General features: G+C 56.1%; 22 protein-coding genes and 1 tRNA gene. 20 read left to right on the top strand and 3 right to left on the bottom strand.

Annotation, left to right across the window (positions count from 1 at the left end):
* The first annotated feature begins 2 nt into the window (after positions 1-2).
* From minD to ETQ85_RS00505, 3 genes are all read left to right on the top strand, one after another.
* A complete protein-coding gene (gene minD / locus ETQ85_RS00515) occupies positions 3-818 on the top strand; it encodes a septum site-determining protein MinD (protein ID WP_148577168.1) in 816 nt (271 codons plus the stop codon).
* A 1-nt stretch (position 819) separates the two neighbouring features.
* Positions 820-1,083, top strand: coding sequence for a cell division topological specificity factor MinE (gene minE, locus ETQ85_RS00510; protein WP_148577167.1), 264 nt, complete (start codon positions 820-822; stop codon positions 1,081-1,083).
* A 10-nt stretch (positions 1,084-1,093) separates the two neighbouring features.
* Positions 1,094-1,178: transfer RNA gene (locus ETQ85_RS00505), tRNA-Leu, on the top strand.
* A gap of 139 nt (positions 1,179-1,317) precedes the next feature.
* Here ETQ85_RS00505 and ETQ85_RS00500 read toward each other — a convergent pair.
* Positions 1,318-2,322, bottom strand: a complete 1,005-nt coding sequence (locus tag ETQ85_RS00500) for a phage integrase (RefSeq protein WP_148577166.1) — start codon at positions 2,320-2,322, stop codon at positions 1,318-1,320.
* Between the two features lie 105 nt (positions 2,323-2,427).
* On the opposite strand from ETQ85_RS00500, the gene ETQ85_RS00495 reads away from it, so the two are divergent.
* Positions 2,428-2,739, top strand: a complete 312-nt coding sequence (locus ETQ85_RS00495) for an SEL1-like repeat protein (protein ID WP_148577165.1) — start codon at positions 2,428-2,430, stop codon at positions 2,737-2,739.
* 376 nt (positions 2,740-3,115) lie between these two features.
* On the opposite strand, the gene ETQ85_RS00490 is transcribed toward ETQ85_RS00495, so the two are convergent.
* Positions 3,116-3,538: a DUF3693 domain-containing protein gene (locus ETQ85_RS00490; RefSeq protein ID WP_148577164.1), complete on the bottom strand. Its 423-nt coding sequence runs from the start codon at positions 3,536-3,538 to the stop codon at positions 3,116-3,118.
* Positions 3,539-3,694: 156 nt separating this feature from the next.
* Here ETQ85_RS00490 and ETQ85_RS00485 point away from each other — a divergent pair, with 156 nt between their 5' ends.
* The 16 genes from ETQ85_RS00485 (at position 3,695) to ETQ85_RS00410 (ending at position 16,364) form a co-directional block, all read left to right on the top strand.
* Positions 3,695-5,119, top strand: a complete 1,425-nt coding sequence (locus ETQ85_RS00485) for a replication initiation factor domain-containing protein (protein ID WP_187394524.1) — start codon at positions 3,695-3,697, stop codon at positions 5,117-5,119.
* Positions 5,120-5,231: 112 nt separating this feature from the next.
* Positions 5,232-5,594 (top strand): IS66-like element accessory protein TnpA, encoded by a 363-nt coding sequence (gene tnpA / locus ETQ85_RS00480; protein ID WP_148577162.1) that lies wholly within the window; start codon positions 5,232-5,234, stop codon positions 5,592-5,594.
* Entirely contained in the window at positions 5,591-5,938 is a 348-nt protein-coding gene (tnpB, locus tag ETQ85_RS00475; RefSeq protein WP_141355166.1) for an IS66 family insertion sequence element accessory protein TnpB, read from the top strand. Before tnpA ends, tnpB begins: the two co-directional genes overlap by 4 nt.
* 47 nt (positions 5,939-5,985) lie before the next feature.
* Positions 5,986-7,512 carry an IS66 family transposase gene (gene tnpC, locus ETQ85_RS00470; RefSeq protein WP_148577161.1) on the top strand — a complete coding sequence of 509 codons (1,527 nt, stop codon included), beginning with the start codon at positions 5,986-5,988 and terminating at the stop codon, positions 7,510-7,512.
* 1 nt (position 7,513) lies between these two features.
* Positions 7,514-8,107, top strand: a complete 594-nt coding sequence (locus ETQ85_RS00465; protein WP_148577160.1) for a plasmid pRiA4b ORF-3 family protein — start codon at positions 7,514-7,516, stop codon at positions 8,105-8,107.
* A 71-nt stretch (positions 8,108-8,178) separates the two neighbouring features.
* Positions 8,179-8,463 (top strand): hypothetical protein, encoded by a 285-nt coding sequence (locus ETQ85_RS00460; RefSeq protein WP_222862009.1) that lies wholly within the window; start codon positions 8,179-8,181, stop codon positions 8,461-8,463.
* Between the two features lie 19 nt (positions 8,464-8,482).
* Positions 8,483-8,692, top strand: a complete 210-nt coding sequence (locus ETQ85_RS00455) for a hypothetical protein (protein ID WP_148577158.1) — start codon at positions 8,483-8,485, stop codon at positions 8,690-8,692.
* The gene (locus ETQ85_RS00450; protein ID WP_148577157.1) at positions 8,685-8,888 is read left to right on the top strand and encodes a hypothetical protein; all 204 of its coding nucleotides are present in this window, start codon (positions 8,685-8,687) and stop codon (positions 8,886-8,888) included. The genes ETQ85_RS00455 and ETQ85_RS00450 overlap by 8 nt, the downstream gene beginning before the upstream one ends.
* A 64-nt stretch (positions 8,889-8,952) precedes the next feature.
* A complete protein-coding gene (locus tag ETQ85_RS00445) occupies positions 8,953-9,171 on the top strand; it encodes a hypothetical protein (protein ID WP_148577156.1) in 219 nt (72 codons plus the stop codon).
* A 199-nt stretch (positions 9,172-9,370) separates the two neighbouring features.
* Positions 9,371-10,696, top strand: a complete 1,326-nt coding sequence (locus ETQ85_RS00440) for a virulence factor TspB C-terminal domain-related protein (RefSeq protein ID WP_148577155.1) — start codon at positions 9,371-9,373, stop codon at positions 10,694-10,696.
* Positions 10,689-12,146: a virulence factor TspB C-terminal domain-related protein gene (locus tag ETQ85_RS00435; RefSeq protein WP_148577154.1), complete on the top strand. Its 1,458-nt coding sequence runs from the start codon at positions 10,689-10,691 to the stop codon at positions 12,144-12,146. The genes ETQ85_RS00440 and ETQ85_RS00435 overlap by 8 nt, the downstream gene beginning before the upstream one ends.
* Positions 12,147-12,149: 3 nt before the next feature.
* Positions 12,150-12,494: a DUF2523 family protein gene (locus tag ETQ85_RS00430; RefSeq protein ID WP_148577153.1), complete on the top strand. Its 345-nt coding sequence runs from the start codon at positions 12,150-12,152 to the stop codon at positions 12,492-12,494.
* Entirely contained in the window at positions 12,491-13,501 is a 1,011-nt protein-coding gene (locus ETQ85_RS00425; RefSeq protein WP_148577152.1) for a zonular occludens toxin domain-containing protein, read from the top strand. Before ETQ85_RS00430 ends, ETQ85_RS00425 begins: the two co-directional genes overlap by 4 nt.
* A complete protein-coding gene (locus tag ETQ85_RS00420) occupies positions 13,498-14,634 on the top strand; it encodes a type II secretion system protein GspD (protein ID WP_148577151.1) in 1,137 nt (378 codons plus the stop codon). Before ETQ85_RS00425 ends, ETQ85_RS00420 begins: the two co-directional genes overlap by 4 nt.
* 106 nt (positions 14,635-14,740) lie before the next feature.
* Entirely contained in the window at positions 14,741-15,688 is a 948-nt protein-coding gene (locus ETQ85_RS00415) for a hypothetical protein (RefSeq protein WP_148577150.1), read from the top strand.
* Between the two features lie 259 nt (positions 15,689-15,947).
* Complete coding sequence (locus tag ETQ85_RS00410) at positions 15,948-16,364, top strand: DUF1178 family protein (RefSeq protein WP_148577149.1); 417 nt, start codon at positions 15,948-15,950, stop codon at positions 16,362-16,364.
* On the opposite strand, the gene ETQ85_RS00405 is transcribed toward ETQ85_RS00410, so the two are convergent.
* Positions 16,361-17,707: an ABC1 kinase family protein gene (locus ETQ85_RS00405; protein ID WP_148577148.1), complete on the bottom strand. Its 1,347-nt coding sequence runs from the start codon at positions 17,705-17,707 to the stop codon at positions 16,361-16,363. The two genes, ETQ85_RS00410 and ETQ85_RS00405, sit on opposite strands and share 4 nt — an antisense overlap.
* Positions 17,708-17,764 lie beyond the last annotated feature (57 nt).

Genomic DNA, 17,764 nt, shown 5'->3' with positions numbered 1-17,764 from the left:
TCGTGGCACGCGTCATCGTAATAACGTCCGGCAAGGGCGGCGTCGGCAAGACCACCACCAGTGCGAGCATCTCCACCGGCCTGGCCCTGCGCGGCTTCAAGACCGCGGTCATCGACTTCGACGTGGGCCTGCGCAACCTCGACCTCATCATGGGCTGCGAGCGCCGCGTGGTGTACGACCTGATCAACGTGGTCAATGGCGAAGCCAACCTGCATCAGGCCCTGATCAAGGACAAGCACTGCGAGAACCTGTTCATCCTGCCGGCCTCCCAGACCCGCGACAAGGACGCGCTGACTGAAGAAGGTGTCGAAAAGGTCCTGAAGGAACTGGAGCACATGGCCTTCGACTACGTCATCTGCGACTCTCCCGCCGGCATCGAACGGGGTGCCGTGATGGCCCTGACCTTTGCCGACGAAGCCATCGTCGTCTCCAACCCGGAAGTCTCCTCGGTACGCGACTCCGACCGCATCCTCGGCATCCTGCAGAGCAAGAGCCGCCGCGCCATGGAAGGCCGCGAGCCGGTGAAGGAACACCTGCTGGTCACCCGCTACTCCCCCAAGCGGGTCGAAGAAGGCGAAATGCTCTCCTACAAGGACGTGCAGGAACTCCTCCGCGTGCCCCTGATCGGCGTGATTCCCGAATCCGACGACGTCCTTCAGGCCTCCAACCAGGGCACCCCGGCGATCCACCTGAAAGACAGCGACGTCGCCGCCGCTTATCAAGACGTGATCGCACGCTTCCTCGACGAAGACCGCCCGCTGCGCTTCGTCACCTACGAGAAGCCCGGCATCCTGAAGCGGCTCTTTGGAGGCAAGTGAGATGTCCCTGCTTTCCTACTTTTTCGGCAACAAGCCGAAGACCGCCTCGGTCGCCAAAGAGCGCCTGTCGCTCATCATCGCCCACGAACGCGGCGGGAACCGGGCACCGGACTTCCTGCCGGACCTGCAGCGCGAGTTGATCGCCGTGATCTCCAAGTATGTGAACGTCGGCCCCGACGACATCAAGGTCCAGCTCGAAAAGCAGGGCAACTGCGAGATCCTCGAAGTGAACATCACGCTGCCGGACCAGCAGCAGCCCAAGTAAGTCTCATCGAGCCCGGATGGTGAAATCGGTAAACACAGCGGACTTAAAATCCGCCGCCGCAAGGCCTACGGGTTCAAGTCCCGTTCCGGGCACCACCGAAAAGCGCTGTAAAAACAAAGCCCTGCGATCTTCTGACGCAGGGCTTTTTGTTTTGCTGTTCGGCGGGTGACGACGAAGTGACGACAGTGTGTGCGTCTGTGGCAACGTCGGCGCGCAGTTTCACGCGTGAAACTCTTATCCATCGATGTCGGCCAGGGGGTTGAGCCGAACAGCGTCGGAGAGGTGGTCTGGGGCAAGGTGGGCGTACCGCATGGTCATCGTGACGCTGTGGTGGCCGAGGATACGCTGAAGCGTAAGGATGTTTCCCCCACGCTGCATGAAGTGACTGGCGAACGTGTGTCGCAGGATGTGTGTGCACTGGCCGTCGGGCAAAGTGATTTTGGCTCGTTTTAGACCCTCTCGAAAAGCGTTGTATGCGGTGCCGAAGATTTGTTGGCCGTCGCCGTGCGTTTTGAAGTGAGTTTCGATTTCGGCCTGTAGCTCCGGGTCGATGGGTACAGCTCTTGCCTTGCTGGACTTGGTTCGCGCGAACTGAATCAGGGCGCCTTGGAGTTGGCTGATCCGCATGCGCTCGCCTTCGGACCATCGGGCGCCAGTAGCTAAACACACTTTGGCCACGAGGTATGCGTGCTTGTTGCGTGCGTCGTTTTGCAGCGTGTGGAGAAGTGACTTTATTTGCGCTATTGAGAGGAACGATAGCTCATGCTCGTCGATTTGGATTTGTTTTATTTTCGAAAACGGATTTTGGGTTGATATTACGTTTGTACGAATTAGTGCATTGAGCGCTGATTTGGTGTAGGCGAGAATGCGGTTTGTGGTAGCCGCCGCCATGCCTCCGGCTATCTTGTCGGTTCGCCAGGAAGTGAAATGATCTGCGCTGGTCGCGCATAGTGGCGGGTTGCCGATATCGGTCGCGAATGCCTTTAAGCGCGCGAATGTATCGTCTCCGGATTTGAGGTGTTTTCCGTGTGCTGAGTACCAAATTGTCAGTAAATCATTGAGTCTCCTCTTGTCTCGTTTGGGTGACCATTCAGGGTCTTGGCTTTTTGACTTAAGCCAAATTTCGTATTCTTTGGCCTCTCCTTTTGTTGCAAAAGTTTTGCGAATGCGTTTGCCGCCTCGTCCTCCCGGCTGGAAATCTGCAAGCCATTTTCCATTTTCTGTTTTCGATATTGGCATTTCGTTTTCCGCTCTGGAAGATTAAAAGAAATCGCTTTGATTAGAATTTGTGTACGCTATCTTATTTAGGCGCGATTTGCGCGGATAGATTGGAGATTGAGAGCTATGTTTAAAGTGATGATTGCTGTTGCCTTTGTATTTTGGTCTCTTGGGGCCAAAGCTAATGATTGCTCTTTGGCTGCGGGTCGAGCCTTGAGTTATGGACAAATTGATAATGACTATGAGCGGTCGGCAGTCGTGTTGGAGAAGTTGTCCGATGCTGGAGACGCCTGCGCTTCGTACTTCCTGGGCCAGCTGTACTGGTCTGGTTTGGGGGTCAAGCAAGATAGGGTTAAGGCTCTCGATTTGATGCAGCGTGCTCGCGACAATGGATACCCTGCTGGCAACATTGTGCCGCTTGTTGAGCAGCGTCGTTAATCCTATCTAATTTGCTCAACCTTTAGCCCGGCATTGCCGGGTTTTTTTTGGAAAAAAGTTCGCAGAAATACGAGTGCACTTTTTTGTTTTTGGTCGCCGCATAAATCGCCGTACCTAGCTGTTATTTCGCGCAAGGTGGGCCGCTACTATTGGGGCATCGATGTGCTAATAGCTGGGGGATGTGTGCTGATTACGCCGTTATTGACTATTGCTCAGTTCGCCGTTAACTCGGGGCTTACCGAGCATGCCGTGCGCAACATGGTCGCCAGGGGCTATTTGCCTACGCGTAAGGTCGGCCGGTACAGGATGATCGACTGTGTAGCGCTGGCGGCCGACTCGGCTTTGCAAAGCGATTTTGGTCGCAAGTGATGCTGGCTCAGTCTTGTTGTGCCATCTTAGCCGCCACTCGCTCCCAGGCTGCGCGGGTTTCAGGGTTACGTGCCCTGGCTGCTCCGCATTCGGCGAGCAATTCTCCCGGCTCGATGCCTAATAGCTTAGCGAGATTGACCGCTTGGTCATCGTCTGGCGTACGTCTCAGATTACGCCAATCGCTAACTGCCGCACGTGTAACGCCAAGCAGCCGAGCAACATCGCTGTCGTTTTTGGCGGCTCCGCGTCGTACGGCGTCGTCCAGATATTGGCCTATCGCCTTCATTGGGTCGCTATTTGTGCGTGAGGGGGCAAAATCATATTTTGTACGCTCGTTGTTGACAAAATGTAAGCTGCGGGCGTACATTGCCTGTACGCCAAACGCGTACATAGGTAAAACGATGACCTGCCATTTTTCGCCCGCATCCATGTCCCCAGCCGGTACGGGTACTCCCTCCCAGCCTGCCCGGCAGGATGGCCGCCGTCAGGCGGCCGCCGTCGGGCAGGCCGGTCGATGCCCCCCCTTAGTAAACACGGGGTCTCGTGGGTGGGGCACGGTGGCTGGTATCCGGCGGGGTGCTCGCTGATGGCACGCAAACCTGTGGATGATTACTCATGGGTCGATCACGCTGGTCGCGACGACATAGTAGTTAAGCGTGTGCTGCGTGGCCGCAAAGTCGTTTACCACCTGTGCCGTACTAAGGTCGACAAGGCGATCTGCCACGTAGATACCCTCCGTTTTGTTCTGGCGGAGATTGCCCTTGCGGATCATGCGGGCGAAGCCTGCGAGTCTGCGGACGATTATGCCGTCATCGTTTCTCGCCTGCTGGCTGAGGCGACAGGTTTTGGCTTGGGCGATCAAATTAAGCCTAGGGACTTTTACGATTCGACGTGGGGCATTGGCCCTAATGCGGTATGCGGGCACGTTGCTGCCGGGGGTGGTCGTCAACATGGGACCGTATTGGTCAGCATAACTGGTGTGGGCTGCATGGCTTTTAGGCCGGGTTGGGAGCAACGCCTGCATGATTTGTTGGACCCGCTTAGACCTCGTATCACGCGCGGGGATGCTGCCCGCGATATTTTTGACGGGGCTCTGACGGTGCATGACGCCCGTAAGGCTTGGCATGCCGGAGAGATGGACCGGTACCACAACCGCCCTGTTATCCATCTGCCTGGAGAGTGGGAGGGGGGAGATCGCTATAACAAGGGCCTGACTGTAAACGTTGGTACGCGCGACTCTCCGCTTGAGGTCTGCGTTTATGAAAAGGGTAAGCAGTTAGGTGATCCGGATTCGGTGCATGTACGGGTTGAAGCTCGGTTTCGTGACAACCATCACATTATCCCGTGGGATTTTTTGGTCCGGCCGCAGGATTATTTTGTTAGCGGCAATGCCTTTTTGGCGCAGTTTTCTGTCGCCGGCGAGGAACCTGTGCATTTGGAGCGTAAAGCTAAATACGTTGATCGCACCTGGGAGCACCTGGTGCACCACGCTAAGCGTTGTTACGGCCCGCTGATTAAGCTTGGCCGCGCCATGTATGGCGATGCCGACATACTTAATATGCTCCAAGCCGATCACGACCGTTGGCCTCGCAAGCTAGATATTGGCGACCACGAATATCCGGGCATTTCGCTACACGAGCGCGATATAAGCCCCTATGTCGAGGTGGTTACTGCGAGCTACGACGAGCGCAAATTAGCCTTCGAATTCGAGCAAATGGCTCACATGCCACGTCGCATCCGCTCCGCTATGGCCGAATTGTACGATTGGCAGCCGTCGATGAGTGCTCGGTGGGCGAAATATGACGAATTGCTGGGTCAGCCCGATGAGGCTTACACCTTTGGTGGCGTTGCGGTTTGGGGTGCCAAGGATGCCGCTCAGCACGGTTACCGCACCGGGCGGGAACAAATAGCTCGTCAGGCGTTGGGTGTTCTGCCTTCCGATCGTCAAAAATCATTTAATGCTTATCAAGATGGTAATTCCTTGTCGCCGGTGCCACGGGTCATCGGTTGATTAACGTAAATCCCGTTTATAGGAGATACAAAAAGTGAGCGTCGTCCCTGTCCCGTCTTGATCCCATTTCTTTGAGCAGCGAAGGTGTCCACCATTTTTGAGGGTGGACACCATGGAAATTGAGAAGGCAGCAGGAGTGGCTCGGCGTGGGGCCTATGTGCGGCGCAGCCCCGAGCTGAAGGCGGCGATCGTAGCGGAGTGCCTGGTGCCGGGCGCATCGGTTGCCGCGGTGGCCCTGGCCCACGGCGTCAATGCCAATCTGGTCCGCAAATGGATCGAGAAGTCGCGCCCATCGACCCAGGCGGAGGCGGACGTGAGCTGGCTCGCGGTGGTGCCCGACACGCCCCCGCCCGCAACGCGGGCCTCCACGCCCCGTGGCGAGATCGAGATCGAGCTGCCCCGCGCCCGTCTCCTGGTGCGCGGCCCGGTGGATCTGGCGGTGCTCGAGCGGGTGCTGGCGAGTCTGTCCCGATGATCCGCCCCGGCCCGGGCACCCGCATCTGGCTGGCCTGTGGCTTCACCGACATGCGCCGCGGCTTCGATGGCCTGGCAGCGCTGGTGCAAAGCCAACTTGAGCAGGATCCCTTCTCGGGCCAGCTGTTCGTCTTTCGCGGACGCAAGGGGGATCGGCTCAAGCTGCTGTGGTGGGACGGCGACGGCCTGTGCCTGCTTGCGAAGCGGCTGGAGAACGGCCGCTTCATCTGGCCCCAGGCCAGCGAGGGGTCGGTGGTCCTTACCGCGGCCCAGCTCGCGATGCTGCTCGAAGGCATCGACTGGCGGCGCCCTGTGCGCACCTGGCAGCCGGAGGCGGCAGGATAGGATTCCGGGGGCTGTTCACCGACGGGTGTCTCGCGTAGACTCGCGTCATGCCCCAGCCTGTAACACCTCCCCCCATCGACCCTTCTGACGAGGTGGCCGCCCTGCGCCATCAGGTGGGTGAGCTCGAGGCCGAGGTGGTGCGTCTCAAGCTGCTGGTGGCCAAGTACCGTCAGATGCATTTCGGGCGGCGCGCCGAATCTTGGCGGGCCGAAGGGCAGCTCGACCTGCCCTTGCTTCTGACGCCGCAGCCCTTGCCGGCGCCAGCCAAGACGGCCGACGCCCCACCGGCCGCGGGTCGCTCGCCGCGGCGCCAACGCAAACCCTTTCCCGACGATCTGCCTCGGGAGACGATTGAGCATCTACCGACCGACACCCGTTGCCCCTGCTGCGGCGGCGCCTTCAAGCCCCTGGGTGAGGAGGTCTCGGAGATGCTCGAGTACATCCCGGCCAGCTTCAAGGTGATCCGCCATGTGCGCCCCAAACTTGCCTGCGCCCGCTGCGATCACATCGCCCAGGCCGAGGCGCCCAGCCGCCCCATCGCGCGGGGCTTTGCCGGGCCGGCGCTCCTGGCCCACGTGCTGGTGGGCAAGTTCTGTGATCACCTGCCGCTCTATCGGCAAAGCACCATCTTCGCCCGCAGCGGGCTGAGCCTGGAACGCGCCCTCCTGGCCGACTGGGTCGGGCAATGCCACACCCTGCTCAGCCCCCTGGTCGAGGCGGTGAAGCGCCACGTGATGGCCGCTGGCAAGGTCCATGCCGACGACACGCCCTTGCCGGTGCTCTCACCGGGTCGGGGCGAAACGAAGACCGGGCGGCTGTGGGCCTATGTGCGCGATGATCGACCGGCCGCCAGCCTGGATCCGCCGGCGGTCTGGTTCGCCTACTCGGAGAACCGCAAGGGGTGCCACCCCCAAGCCCATCTCGCCCCCTTCAAGGGCGTCCTGCAAGCGGATGCCTATGCAGGGTTCGACGCGCTCTTCGAGGGCGGGACGATCGTCGAGGCGGCCTGCTGGGCCCACGTGCGCAGGAAGTTCTACGACATCCACCGCGCGAGCGCCTCGCCTCTGGCCGCCGAGGCGCTGACCCGGATCCAGGCGCTATATGCCATCGAAGCCCGCGCGCGCGGCAAGCCGCCCGCCGAGCGGGCGCAGCTGCGCCGGCAGGAGGCCGCCCCGCGCCTGGCGGACATGCATGACTGGCTTGCGGCGCAGAGCCGCCGGGTGTCGCGCAAATCGGACCTGATGCAGGCCATCGGCTACGCGCTCAATCAATGGCCGGCCTTGATCCGCTACAGCACGAACGGCCATCTCGAGATCGACAACAATGCCGCTGAACGCGCGCTGCGGGCGGTCGCCGTGGGGAGGAAGAACTTTCTCTTCGCAGGATCGGATGCCGGCGGCGAGCGGGCGGCGGCGATGTACAGTCTGATCGGCACCGCCACGCTGAGCGGGCTCGACCCGGAGGCCTACCTGCGCGAAGTGCTCACGCGCATCGCCGAGCACCCGATCAACCGGATCGACGAATTGCTGCCCTGGAACCTCAACCCCGCCAAGACCCTTCTCAACGCCGCCTGACATGAGCACCGTCGTCCCCCTCAAGCCGCGCACCCGCAAACCGGCCGATCTGTTGCAACTGCGGATCGAACTGGCCGAGATCAAGCCCGCCATCTGGCGCCGGATCGTCGTGCCTGAGTCGATCACCCTTGCCAGGCTTCATCACGTCATCCAGTGCGTCATGGGCTGGCACGGCGGGCATCTGCACGAGTTCGAGATCGCTGGGGAGCGCTATGGAGTCCCCGACCCGGAGTTCGACTGGGGCGATCCGCCCCGCTCCGAGCAGCGCATCCAGCTCAAGACCGCGCTCGCGGGCATGAAGTCGTTCAAGTACCTCTACGACTTCGGCGATCACTGGGAACACCGGATCAAGGTGGAGAAACGCCACCCGCCGGATCCCATCTTGTCGGCCTGCGCCCTGTGCCTCACCGGCGCCAACGCCGCACCGCCCGAAGACGTGGGCGGCGCGCCGGGCTACGCCGACTTCCTGGAGGCCATCCTCGACCCGGACCACCCCGAACACCACGCCATGCGGGCGTGGTGCGGGGAGGACTTCGAGCCCGGGCACTTTGATTTGTCTGCGGTGAATGAGCGCCTGGAGAGGCTGAGGGTCTGAGGCGTCAAGACGGGGTTGGGACGACGCTTACTACAAAAATGCGTTTCAAGAGTCAGGTTAAGATTTTGGGGATGAAGTCCTCCAAGGGCCAGCTCGAAAATGGCACCGTTTATGACTTCACCCGCGTGTTTATCGAGACGGAACTTGATGCCGCGACTGGCAAGGCGAAGGGCTTTTCGGCTGAAGACTACAAATACGGCAATTCCGACAATTTTGGGTCATTCAAGCACCTTGAATTCCCGTTTTTCGCCGAAGTCGAATTTGATCTGGTGACGTCGGGGTCGAAGTCGGTGACCAACATCGTTTCCATCACGCCGTCTGCTCGTGTTGCGGGCGCGGTTCTCGCACAAAAGTGATTTCTTCGGGGGCCAAAAAATGAAACGTGGTTACGTCGTGCAGGACTTGGAGACTTCGTGCTTTCTGGCCCCTATTGATGGTGACGTTGGTTTCGTACGCGAATTGGGTTCGGCTGGGATTTTTTACGATGCCGAAGAGGCCGAAGAGGCGTTAGTTGATCACTGCGGCGGCTTGGGGTCGGTGTATGCGATGGTCTGCAACGATGACTGGAGCTTTTGCCGTGCTTGAGTACGTACCGGTTTGTCCGGTAGGTGCAGTTACTTTGGCTGATTGCCGCCAGGTCGATTACCAGATTTTTGCCACATCCATAGGCATCAGCCCTGAGGATGCCATGGAGCTTTTGCCTCCTTTGGTTGTCGTTTTATTTTTTTCGATTTCGATCGCCGGGGTTATCCGACTTTTCAAACGCGGCGCTAAATCTTAGTGCTCAAATCTTACGGCTTTGGGCACCCGTTGGATTCCTTTTGCCCAAATTTTGGAGATTTAAAATGTTGAATGAAATCAAGTCCAAGCTGGCTTACGTCGCTGGCGCTGTTGCCACCCTGCCTGCCGTCGCTATGGCTGCCGGCAACGCGGAACTTAAGACCGGTGTGACTAATGGTGCTGCGGATTACATGGCCAATATCACCGATAACGTCCCTGCGATCCTGGGTGTGGTTGCGCTGGTCGCGGCCGTGCTGCTGATCATTCGTCTTTTCCGCCGTTAATTAGGTTAGGCATGGGGGCTTCGGCCCCCTTAACTTGGGGTGCGTCGTGCATGTTAGGCACTTTGCTTTTGGCATTTTACTTGGGGTGTACCTGGCTTGTGCTAAGGGAGTTGCTCCCCTAGCCTGTGGTTACGGTGAGTCGATCAGGACAGTATCCGTATCGGGTCAACCGGTTGATATCTGTGTTTCGTCGTCGGTTTTGGACTACGCCAAAGTCACTTTGCCGTCATCTTGGGTCGGCGGCGTTGTATCTCAGGCGGCATTGCCTAAGGGTGTGTCTGCCTCCAGCATAAACATCTCTGGCGAGCGTGGTAGGACAGTTAACGGTGATCTGTCAGGCGTTGATTACTCTTGGGAGGTTGATATCACCGATGCCCTCGGCAATCGTTACTCCCGCACCGTCTCTGCCGGCTATCAGCTATCTAGATTTTTTGCGGTCGAAAACCCTCGTGTAGTCCTCAGGGTAATCAGGGCTGCACTTGAGGATCTGGGCTCATCATGGATTGAGTCCAACGGTATCGCACCTGGTGCAGCAATCCCGCTTGATGCTGGCCACCATCCTCTGATTGTCCATACCGCAAGTCAAAACGTACCGCTCGCTGATCCCTCTGATAACTATCCTTCTGAGCCTATCCTTACTGGCGGTCGGGGGACAAACAAACCTAATCCGGACAAGATCTATCAGCGTCGTCCTTTTGGTACAGGGCGTCAGTGCAAGCCCTCCGAAGCACGCGACGTCTGGGCTAATTACAGCGCTTGGGATCAATTACCTTTTGTTGTTCCCGATGCTGTTACTGCTGCCTTTTACAAGCCGTCTGATAATCAGGTTGTTGCCGTATATCACGGTGTCGGTGGTCGTCCTGTCACTCCGTGTGGCGAGGGCGATCAGACGATACTCTGGATGGCGCCTTGCACAACAGTCGGCGATCCATGCACGTATGGCTATGTATGTCATGCGTTGATTAGTTGTGCGAGCTGGGTTGAGCTGGGGTTTGTCGAGCTCAAGCAGTTGGTATTGTTTAATCCTGATCTCCTCCGGTCCTTGCTGCCAAAGATTGGTGTTAGAGACTCTGCCTTCCTCGCCTACGGTAATTCCCCCGGTGATGGTCAGATAGTTACCTGGCCCTTTTCGCGGCCTGTGCTGGATTGGGTCGGTTTTGAACAGCCATTCGATGATGCTCCCTACTCTGGTGTCGGTGGATCCGTTGTCAAACCAGATGAGCAGCCGGTTGTCTTTGATGCGGACTGGTCTGCTGTGTTTGGCGAGGATTATCCGGATGAGGGCGCTGATCCTCCCCTTGATAGCCATGTGGTTGATTTGCCTTTGCTCGCTGGGGAGCCGTGGACAAATCGGGCTTGTCCTCAACCTCGTGTGATAACTATGTCATTCCGTGGCCCGCCGTTTGACGTTTCGTTTAATTTTGATTGGGCTTGTTGGTGGTTAAACAAAATCCGCCCTATATTTTTGAGTTTCGGTGCAATCCTTGCGATTCGGATATTTTTGAATGCGTTGAGAAATGATTAAATATCTAATCGCTTTAGTCGCCTTTTTAACTGCGTTGCCTGTTTATGCGCAAGCCACTTGTGGGCTTGGTGCCACAATCATGTCCTATGTGGTTGCTGGCACTATCGCGACAACCTGCGTCACGGTCCCTCAAGTCGATTACTCGCGTGAGCGATTCCCTTCGTCGTGGACGGATAAGGTCACCACTCAGGCCAACTTGCCGAAAGGTGTTGTGCCAACTGAGATTAAGATCGACGGTGAAGTCGGGCGCGTTGTTAAGACTGCACCTGTTCCGGCTGTCGAGATATCGTGGTGGGCTAAGTTCAAGGATTCGCTCGGCAATCAATATACCCGCGTAGTCACTTCTGTTTCGACTTTGGCGAGTTTTTTTGCGAAAAACACTCAGCAGCGAATTGTGATTAAAGCCGTTGAAATGGCTTTGCTTGAATTGGGTGATGCCTGGATGGCCGAAAACGGTATTGTACCTGGTCATAAAGTCCCGGCTGATTCGCCTCGCCAAGTCGTTGCCGCCGATTCTGATCGCCAAAACGTACCTAATTTTGATCCGGCTCCTGCCGCTTCGCCTTTAGAGGCTCCTGGTGCTTTGGGTCTTAACAACCCTAATCCAGACAGGATTTACGAAAAATCAAAACTTGGTACCGGCCCTGATTGTGGCCGCAATCCATCGGCGGCTTGGCCTAATGCGTGGCTCGATTGGTCTCAGGCAAATCGATATCAGACGCCAGGCACCACGGTTAATTACTACAAGCCGGCTCAGGTGGTCGAGGTTACGTATCGTACCGGACAGCCAATGCCTGTGCCTCAAGCGCCCGCTGGATACACTCAAACCGCGTTCAACAAAACTACGACGACCTATGACAGTACTTTGAGTCGCCTAGTTACTTGCCCGATATACAAAGAGATACGCCAGGGTGATCTATATGGCAAGGTTGCCTCCAAACCAGATTTGGTCAGAGCTGTTGCACCAAAGTCCGCCGTTGCCGAAAACCCTGCAGTTGCACCTATCCCGGGGGATGGCATACCGGCTACCTGGCCAATGCGTAACCCGTCGATTGATTGGCCGTCCGTTAGAGCTCCGTGGGAGCCTAACCCTAACGCGGGTGATCCCAATGCCCCCACGCCGGATGGTGTGACTAAGCCTGATCCTGAGAGTTCGCCGACTATGGCCAAACTTGACTTTAGTGATGCGTTTGGCAATTACGGCGATCCTGGCCCCGATCCTCGTTTGCCGACTGAGGTTTTTGAATTGCCTTCGATTATGGGTGATCGATGGGCTGACGGTAGTTGCCCCCAACCTCATCAGCTCGATTTCAGGCTGTTTGGCCGGGAATTTTCCGTGGCGATCGATTACAAGTGGATTTGTATCGTACTGGCTTTTTTGCGGCCGATCTTTGTTGCTGCTGGTGCTTTGATGGCAATTGCGATTTTTGTCGATGCTTTAAAGAGGTGATGTATGGCAATCGGTAAGTATGGTCTTTTAGGTGGTTTGCTTTTTACCATTTTGAGCAGCATTGTATTGCGCGTGCTGTATTACTCTGGTGTGTATCTATTGACTATCAAAGGTATTAGTGAGGCATGGTTGGTGCTCAAAGAGCAGGTATTGCATCTCCAGACCGATGCCCCTGCAGTATTGACCGATGTCTGGATGGAGGTATTGCAGCTCATCAGCATTGCCGGCATTGATCAGGCGGTTAATATGGTTATGGGTGCTTATGGCGCTTACTTTGGCCTTGCCGGACTGGTCTTTGCTCGTGGCTGGATGATGCGAGGTAGCTTGCCAGGTGCCCTCGGATCATGATTATTCTTGCGACGGGTTTGCCAGGTAATTACAAAACGTTAACGATAGTTAAGCTGATCCGTGATGAGCTTAAAAATCGAAAAGTTTATACCAACATCCCCTTGACCGATCGGGGCAAATCCGAAATGCCATGGGTCGAGGTTGTCGATAACGATACCTTGGCTAACTGGCCTGATTTGCCGGACGGCAGCTATGTGGTGATTGATGAGTGCCAAAAAATTTGGCCGACTCGCGCATCATCAAAATCTGTGCCGTTTGGCGTCTCCTCTTTGGCCGAACATCGTCATAGAGGGTTCGACTTCGTACTGATTACTCAGGATACGGGTTTGCTCGATGCCTGGGTGCGTAAGTTCGTTCAGAGACACTATCACTTTGATCGCCCTTTTGGCGCTCCTTTTGCATTCCACTATATTTACGAAGGTTGCCTCGAAAAGCCGGCGGATCAAACCAAAGCCAAATCTTTTGTCGGCGAATCTAAAAAGATATTTCCTAGCAAGTCGATTTATCCTCTCTACGAATCTGCAACGATTCACACTGTTAAGTTTCAGCTTCCTTTTAAGGTTAAGCTGGCAATCGGTTCGGTCTTTTTAGCCCTTGGCCTTACTTGGTATGGCGGTAGTAATTTCTATCATCGATTTGTCCTTAAGGACGTTGATCATAAGGGTCGGCCGGTCGAAAAAAAGGATGCTCCCACGGCGTCGGCTTCGAATTCTCAAGCTAAGGATGTTGTTGGCAATCCGGTGCTGACGGCCGATGATTTCCGACGGGCGCTGAAAGTCTCTAAAGATTGTGTTGTTTCCGGTTCGTATCATGATTCGTTCGGTGAGCGAATCATGATTGCTTGCTCTGATGGTGGTTTTTACAACCTTGCCGATTTGCGATGGATGGGAGGATATGACTATGATGCTGTTCGGCGTCAAGTAAAGCTTCATACTGGGCCGATCATTCAGCCTGGCTTTATCGGTCGCGATGCCGGCAAGATTGGCGCAACCGAGGCGCTCAAGTGATCAGATACCTATTCGCCATTTTGGCTTTTCCGTTAATTTGTTTTGCGGCGGAGTCTGGCAAATCAATGGATTTTACGTTTGCCCCTCTTCGCGATCTTGTTTCTCTTTACTTTGTCGAGGTTGAAAAATCACCTTATGTTATCTGCGATGCTTTGCTTCGTGACGACAAAGCGGTTTCCCTTCGGTCTTTAGCCGTCGATAGAAAGGTTTTGACTTCAGCCTTGCGATCCAATGGCTATGATCTTTGGGAAGAATCGGGCGTTGCCGTGGTTTGCAAACCCGAATCCCGTAAGCAGCCTAACCCTGAACCGTTTGTTTATCCGGTTAAAAGTCGATCAGCCGATTATTTGATTGATCAACTTCAGGTCCTTGTTACAGGCAAGTTTTCGAAAACGGCAAAAGAATCATCATCATCAGATGTATTGGTTTACCTTGGTTTGCCATCAGAAGTTGCGGTTCTTCGCCAGGTTCTCCCTCTAATTGACGTACCGGTTAAGGACGTGATCGTCAGGGCCACCATATATGAGGTCGGCGACTCCGAAACGGTCGAATCTGCAGTCAATGCGGTGGGTACTGTCCTTGCCGGGAGGTTGAGTGTCGATCTCGGCGTCACAACGACTGGTGCGGTCGGCCGCCTAAGTGTGGGTGGCCTGGATGCTGTTGTTAGCCTGCTGGACAAGGATTCTCGCTTTCGGCTTGTTTCGCGTCCTGTCGTACGGGTTTCATCTGGCGAAAAAAGTCACTTTGCTGTTGGCGCAGAAACGCCCGTTGCGGGTGGCTCTGTAGCTAGTCAGGGGGCTATCACCAACAACGTGGTGTATCGCCCGTCTGGGGTGATCCTGTCTGTTACGCCCGTGGTGAGGCGTGAGGGTGTGACACTCGATGTCAGCCAGACCGTTTCGGACTTCGTTCGGACTGAGAGCGGCTTGAACTACACTCCGACGCTTAACAAACGCGAGTTAACATCAAGTTTTACGGCTAAATCCGGCGAAGTTATTGTCCTTGCTGGTTTGTCCAGTGATCGTCAATCAGGCTCGGAACAATCGCTGTTTGGCTTCCGTTTGGGCTCTGGCTCGACAAGATCTAGCGGGCAGCTCGTTTTGCTTCTGCAAGTTGACATAGTCAAGGATTGATGAAGGTGCTGCTGCCATACTCGACTGGCTGCCCCAGTTTCAACCTTGGGGCTGCGTTTGAATCAAAAAATCATTCGGTATATTATCTTCGATTTTTCGATTCAAAATGATCAAAGCTTCTTTGGTGTGCCTGACGGCTTTGCTGTTATCAGCTTGCGGTGGTTACAAGTATCTGCCTGATGAGTCAGGGGATGGATCTGAGTTTGTCTCTCATACTCCATTGGTATCACGACAAGAGTATGTCGCCGCTCGGGAAAAGGAGTTTAAAGGAAAACTCAGCCCTAATTATTATGACTACTCTTTTCAGTACTACCTTCAGTATTTGAACGGCCTAGCCTTGGAAGGAAAGTCATTCGGTCCTGTTGAAAAAGATTTCATGTCAAAGGGTAGGGACATATCAGGCTCAATTGCTGCTGCTGACTTATTGTCAAGTAAGATGTTTGGCTCACCTTCCCGATTTGGCGGTGGATTCAATGTTGCTATGATTGGCCTGTCCTTGATTGCTCCTAGATCTCCTGAGGAGACTTTTGCAGGCCGGGCTAAGTTTTACTACGCAGAATCAACTTCGCCAACAGTGACTTTTCTACGGGTGGATCCTATTTCGGATCAAAGTGCGGATCGAGATATTGATCTTGTTTTTTCTAGGCGCTTTTTCCAAATGAGGTCTGCGGTGCGTTCTGGTAGTTTCTCTTGTGAAAAAGAGAAAGAGTTCTTGCAATCTGGCTTGTATCGCCAAACCGCGTTCTTCCGATCCGATTGTGTTATTGATGGCAAGTTAATCAAGGTTTCCCGAATGTCTTGGGTGGCCATGCCAGGCAGCCTTGCCCGTGAGTACTTGGGGCCATCTGTTGTGAGCAGAGTGACGTTTCTAGACGTAGGCACTCGACGCTTTGATACGATTCTTGCATCACATGCGAAGCTACTTCAAGATGGCTGGGTTGCGATTTATCCTGAGTTCACCAATGGTGTTGCAACCAAGATCGTTGTTGCTCAGGCTGGTACGCTTACCAGGTTTGATCTTCCCCAGAACCCGTTCCCTGAAGCCAAGAAGTGATTTACCCTCTTGCGGGTAGCTCTACTTTGATTTTGATTACGTTATCTTTAAGGCGGGGCGCAGCTCTTGTGGAGTGACAACAAACTGACAACTTCACAGACGTAGACAGATCAATGCAGGCAAACCTCACAATCCTAAGCTATTGATCTGACTAACAAAGATTAACAATGATCAACCTTAAAACGGACTTAAAATCCGCCGCCGCAAGGTTTACGGGTTCAAGTCCCGTTCCGGGTACCACCTCGTTTGAACTTCAGCCGTGATTGTCCTTGATCTGATTTGCGATCAGGAGCACCGCTTTGAGGCGTGGTTCGCCTCGGGCGAGGCCTTTGACACACAGCTCGCAGCCGGGCTGGTGAGCTGTCCCCAGTGCGCTTCGCACCAGATCCGGCGCCTGCCGTCGGCGCCCTACGTACAGACTTCGTCCCACAGCGCACCAACCAGGCAGCCCGATCCCCAGGCCATCGCCAAACGCCTCATCGAGGCACTGCGTGCCGCGGCAAGCAAGTCCGAGGATGTGGGCGAGCGCTTTGCCGACGAAGCACGGCGCATCCATTACGGCCAGGCGGAAGAGCGCGCCATTCGCGGCAAGGCCAATCAGGAAGACGTGATCGAACTGATCGACGAAGGCATTCCCGTCTTGCCAGTTCCACCGGACAAGGACGATCTGCACTAACCCCCCGTGGCGTGAGGCACGAACAGCGCCTGGATATCGACGCGGACCTTGAGCTTCGCCGCCAGAAGATACAGCCCGCCGAGTTTGCGGTGCAGGAATAGCGCATCAGCGGGTGGCGTATGCCAGAACTCCCGGTCCATGCCCAGCTTGATGCCGGTATCACGAATGCGCAAGGCCAGGTCCGACTGGCCGAAATCATAGGGGCCTGCGTGGCGCAGGGGCTCGCAGGCCTGGGTAAAAATATCCAGTACAGCAAGGCGATGCCTCTCCTGGATGTCCGCCTGAAAATAGCCGATTTCGCGCGCAGCCTCATCCACCCCCTGCCTATTCCCCTGCATCCCCGCCGTCAGCAGGCGCCGATAAGCCTCGACCATGCGTTCGGGGTAGGCCCGGGTCGCACCAAAGTCGAGCAGAATCAACTGGCCTGACGCAGGCGCATAGCGGTAATTGGCGAAATTTGGGTCGGTCTGGATCAGGCGGAACTCGAACACCTCGCGAAACAGCAGCCTAAACAACAAAGCCAGCAGGCGATCACGCTCGACCTGCGGTACCTCAAGCAGGGATTCGACCGGCACACCCTCCACGTAGGACATGGCGAGGATGCTGCCAGTGGTCAGTTCGGTGTGCATTTCCGGCAGCAGGTATTCGGGGCTCGTCGCAAGCAGGCTCCGATAGCGCATCAGGTATGCGCCTTCGAGCAGGTAATCCGCTTCATCATGCAACTGACGCTTGGCCTCGTCGAGCAGCGGCCCGACATCCAGCGTTTTGGGCAGCAAACCGGACAGGCGAAGCAAGGTCGCCACGTTATCGACGTCGCTGGAGATGCTTTGCCGTACACCGGGGTATTGCACCTTGATGGCCAGCCGGCGCCCGTCGAGGGCCTGCGCGGCATGCACCTGACCAATCGAGGCTGCCGCCATCGGCGTAAAGGAGAAGCGCTGAAAATGCTTCTCCCAGCCCTCACCCCAATTAGCAGCAAGCACTGAAACCAACTGGCTCATCGGCATCGGCCGGGCATCCGAGCGCAAGCGCGACAGAATCTCGCTGAGTTCAGGCGGCAAGAGTTCGCCCGCATCCATCGACAGCAACTGGCCGACCTTCATCGACGCACCGCGCAGTTGCGCCAGCTGCTCGGCAACACGCCGGGCATTGCCTGGAGTCAGCAGCAAATCCCTGACCGACGGGCGGCGCCCTTGGGCCAGTTGCCGCATGCCCTCGGCCAGCATGCCACCGGCGACCCCCGAGGCGAGACTCCCCAGGCGTGCCAGCCGCGACAGCCTGCCGCTCGGCACGGCAAGCGCACTGCGGGCCGACGGGGCGACATTCTTGAAGCGCTCGGTCATCACAACTCCATTGAATACGTTTCAGGACTTCCTTAGTATTGCGAGCCAAACAAAATT

This window comes from Zoogloea oleivorans (assembly GCF_008107625.1).
GTDB classification, from domain to species: Bacteria; Pseudomonadota; Gammaproteobacteria; order Burkholderiales; family Rhodocyclaceae; genus Zoogloea; species Zoogloea oleivorans.
Note: the sequence above shows the minus strand (reverse complement) of the source record. Positions and strands in the feature narration are given on the sequence as shown.

What these genes read in the sequence shown, in the direction of transcription:
- minE (WP_148577167.1), top strand. Translation starts at nt 820, where the DNA reads ATGTCCCTGCTTTCCTACTTTTTCGGCAACAAGCCGAAGACCGCCTCG.
- ETQ85_RS00500 (WP_148577166.1), bottom strand. Translation starts at nt 2,322, where the DNA reads ATGCCAATATCGAAAACAGAAAATGGAAAATGGCTTGCAGATTTCCAG.
- ETQ85_RS00495 (WP_148577165.1), top strand. Translation starts at nt 2,428, where the DNA reads ATGTTTAAAGTGATGATTGCTGTTGCCTTTGTATTTTGGTCTCTTGGG.
- ETQ85_RS00490 (WP_148577164.1), bottom strand. Translation starts at nt 3,538, where the DNA reads ATGGATGCGGGCGAAAAATGGCAGGTCATCGTTTTACCTATGTACGCG.
- ETQ85_RS00485 (WP_187394524.1), top strand. Translation starts at nt 3,695, where the DNA reads ATGGCACGCAAACCTGTGGATGATTACTCATGGGTCGATCACGCTGGT.
- tnpA (WP_148577162.1), top strand. Translation starts at nt 5,232, where the DNA reads ATGGAAATTGAGAAGGCAGCAGGAGTGGCTCGGCGTGGGGCCTATGTG.
- tnpB (WP_141355166.1), top strand. Translation starts at nt 5,591, where the DNA reads ATGATCCGCCCCGGCCCGGGCACCCGCATCTGGCTGGCCTGTGGCTTC.
- tnpC (WP_148577161.1), top strand. Translation starts at nt 5,986, where the DNA reads ATGCCCCAGCCTGTAACACCTCCCCCCATCGACCCTTCTGACGAGGTG.
- ETQ85_RS00465 (WP_148577160.1), top strand. Translation starts at nt 7,514, where the DNA reads ATGAGCACCGTCGTCCCCCTCAAGCCGCGCACCCGCAAACCGGCCGAT.
- ETQ85_RS00460 (WP_222862009.1), top strand. Translation starts at nt 8,179, where the DNA reads ATGAAGTCCTCCAAGGGCCAGCTCGAAAATGGCACCGTTTATGACTTC.
- ETQ85_RS00455 (WP_148577158.1), top strand. Translation starts at nt 8,483, where the DNA reads ATGAAACGTGGTTACGTCGTGCAGGACTTGGAGACTTCGTGCTTTCTG.
- ETQ85_RS00445 (WP_148577156.1), top strand. Translation starts at nt 8,953, where the DNA reads ATGTTGAATGAAATCAAGTCCAAGCTGGCTTACGTCGCTGGCGCTGTT.
- ETQ85_RS00435 (WP_148577154.1), top strand. Translation starts at nt 10,689, where the DNA reads ATGATTAAATATCTAATCGCTTTAGTCGCCTTTTTAACTGCGTTGCCT.
- ETQ85_RS00430 (WP_148577153.1), top strand. Translation starts at nt 12,150, where the DNA reads ATGGCAATCGGTAAGTATGGTCTTTTAGGTGGTTTGCTTTTTACCATT.
- ETQ85_RS00425 (WP_148577152.1), top strand. Translation starts at nt 12,491, where the DNA reads ATGATTATTCTTGCGACGGGTTTGCCAGGTAATTACAAAACGTTAACG.
- ETQ85_RS00415 (WP_148577150.1), top strand. Translation starts at nt 14,741, where the DNA reads ATGATCAAAGCTTCTTTGGTGTGCCTGACGGCTTTGCTGTTATCAGCT.
- ETQ85_RS00405 (WP_148577148.1), bottom strand. Translation starts at nt 17,707, where the DNA reads ATGACCGAGCGCTTCAAGAATGTCGCCCCGTCGGCCCGCAGTGCGCTT.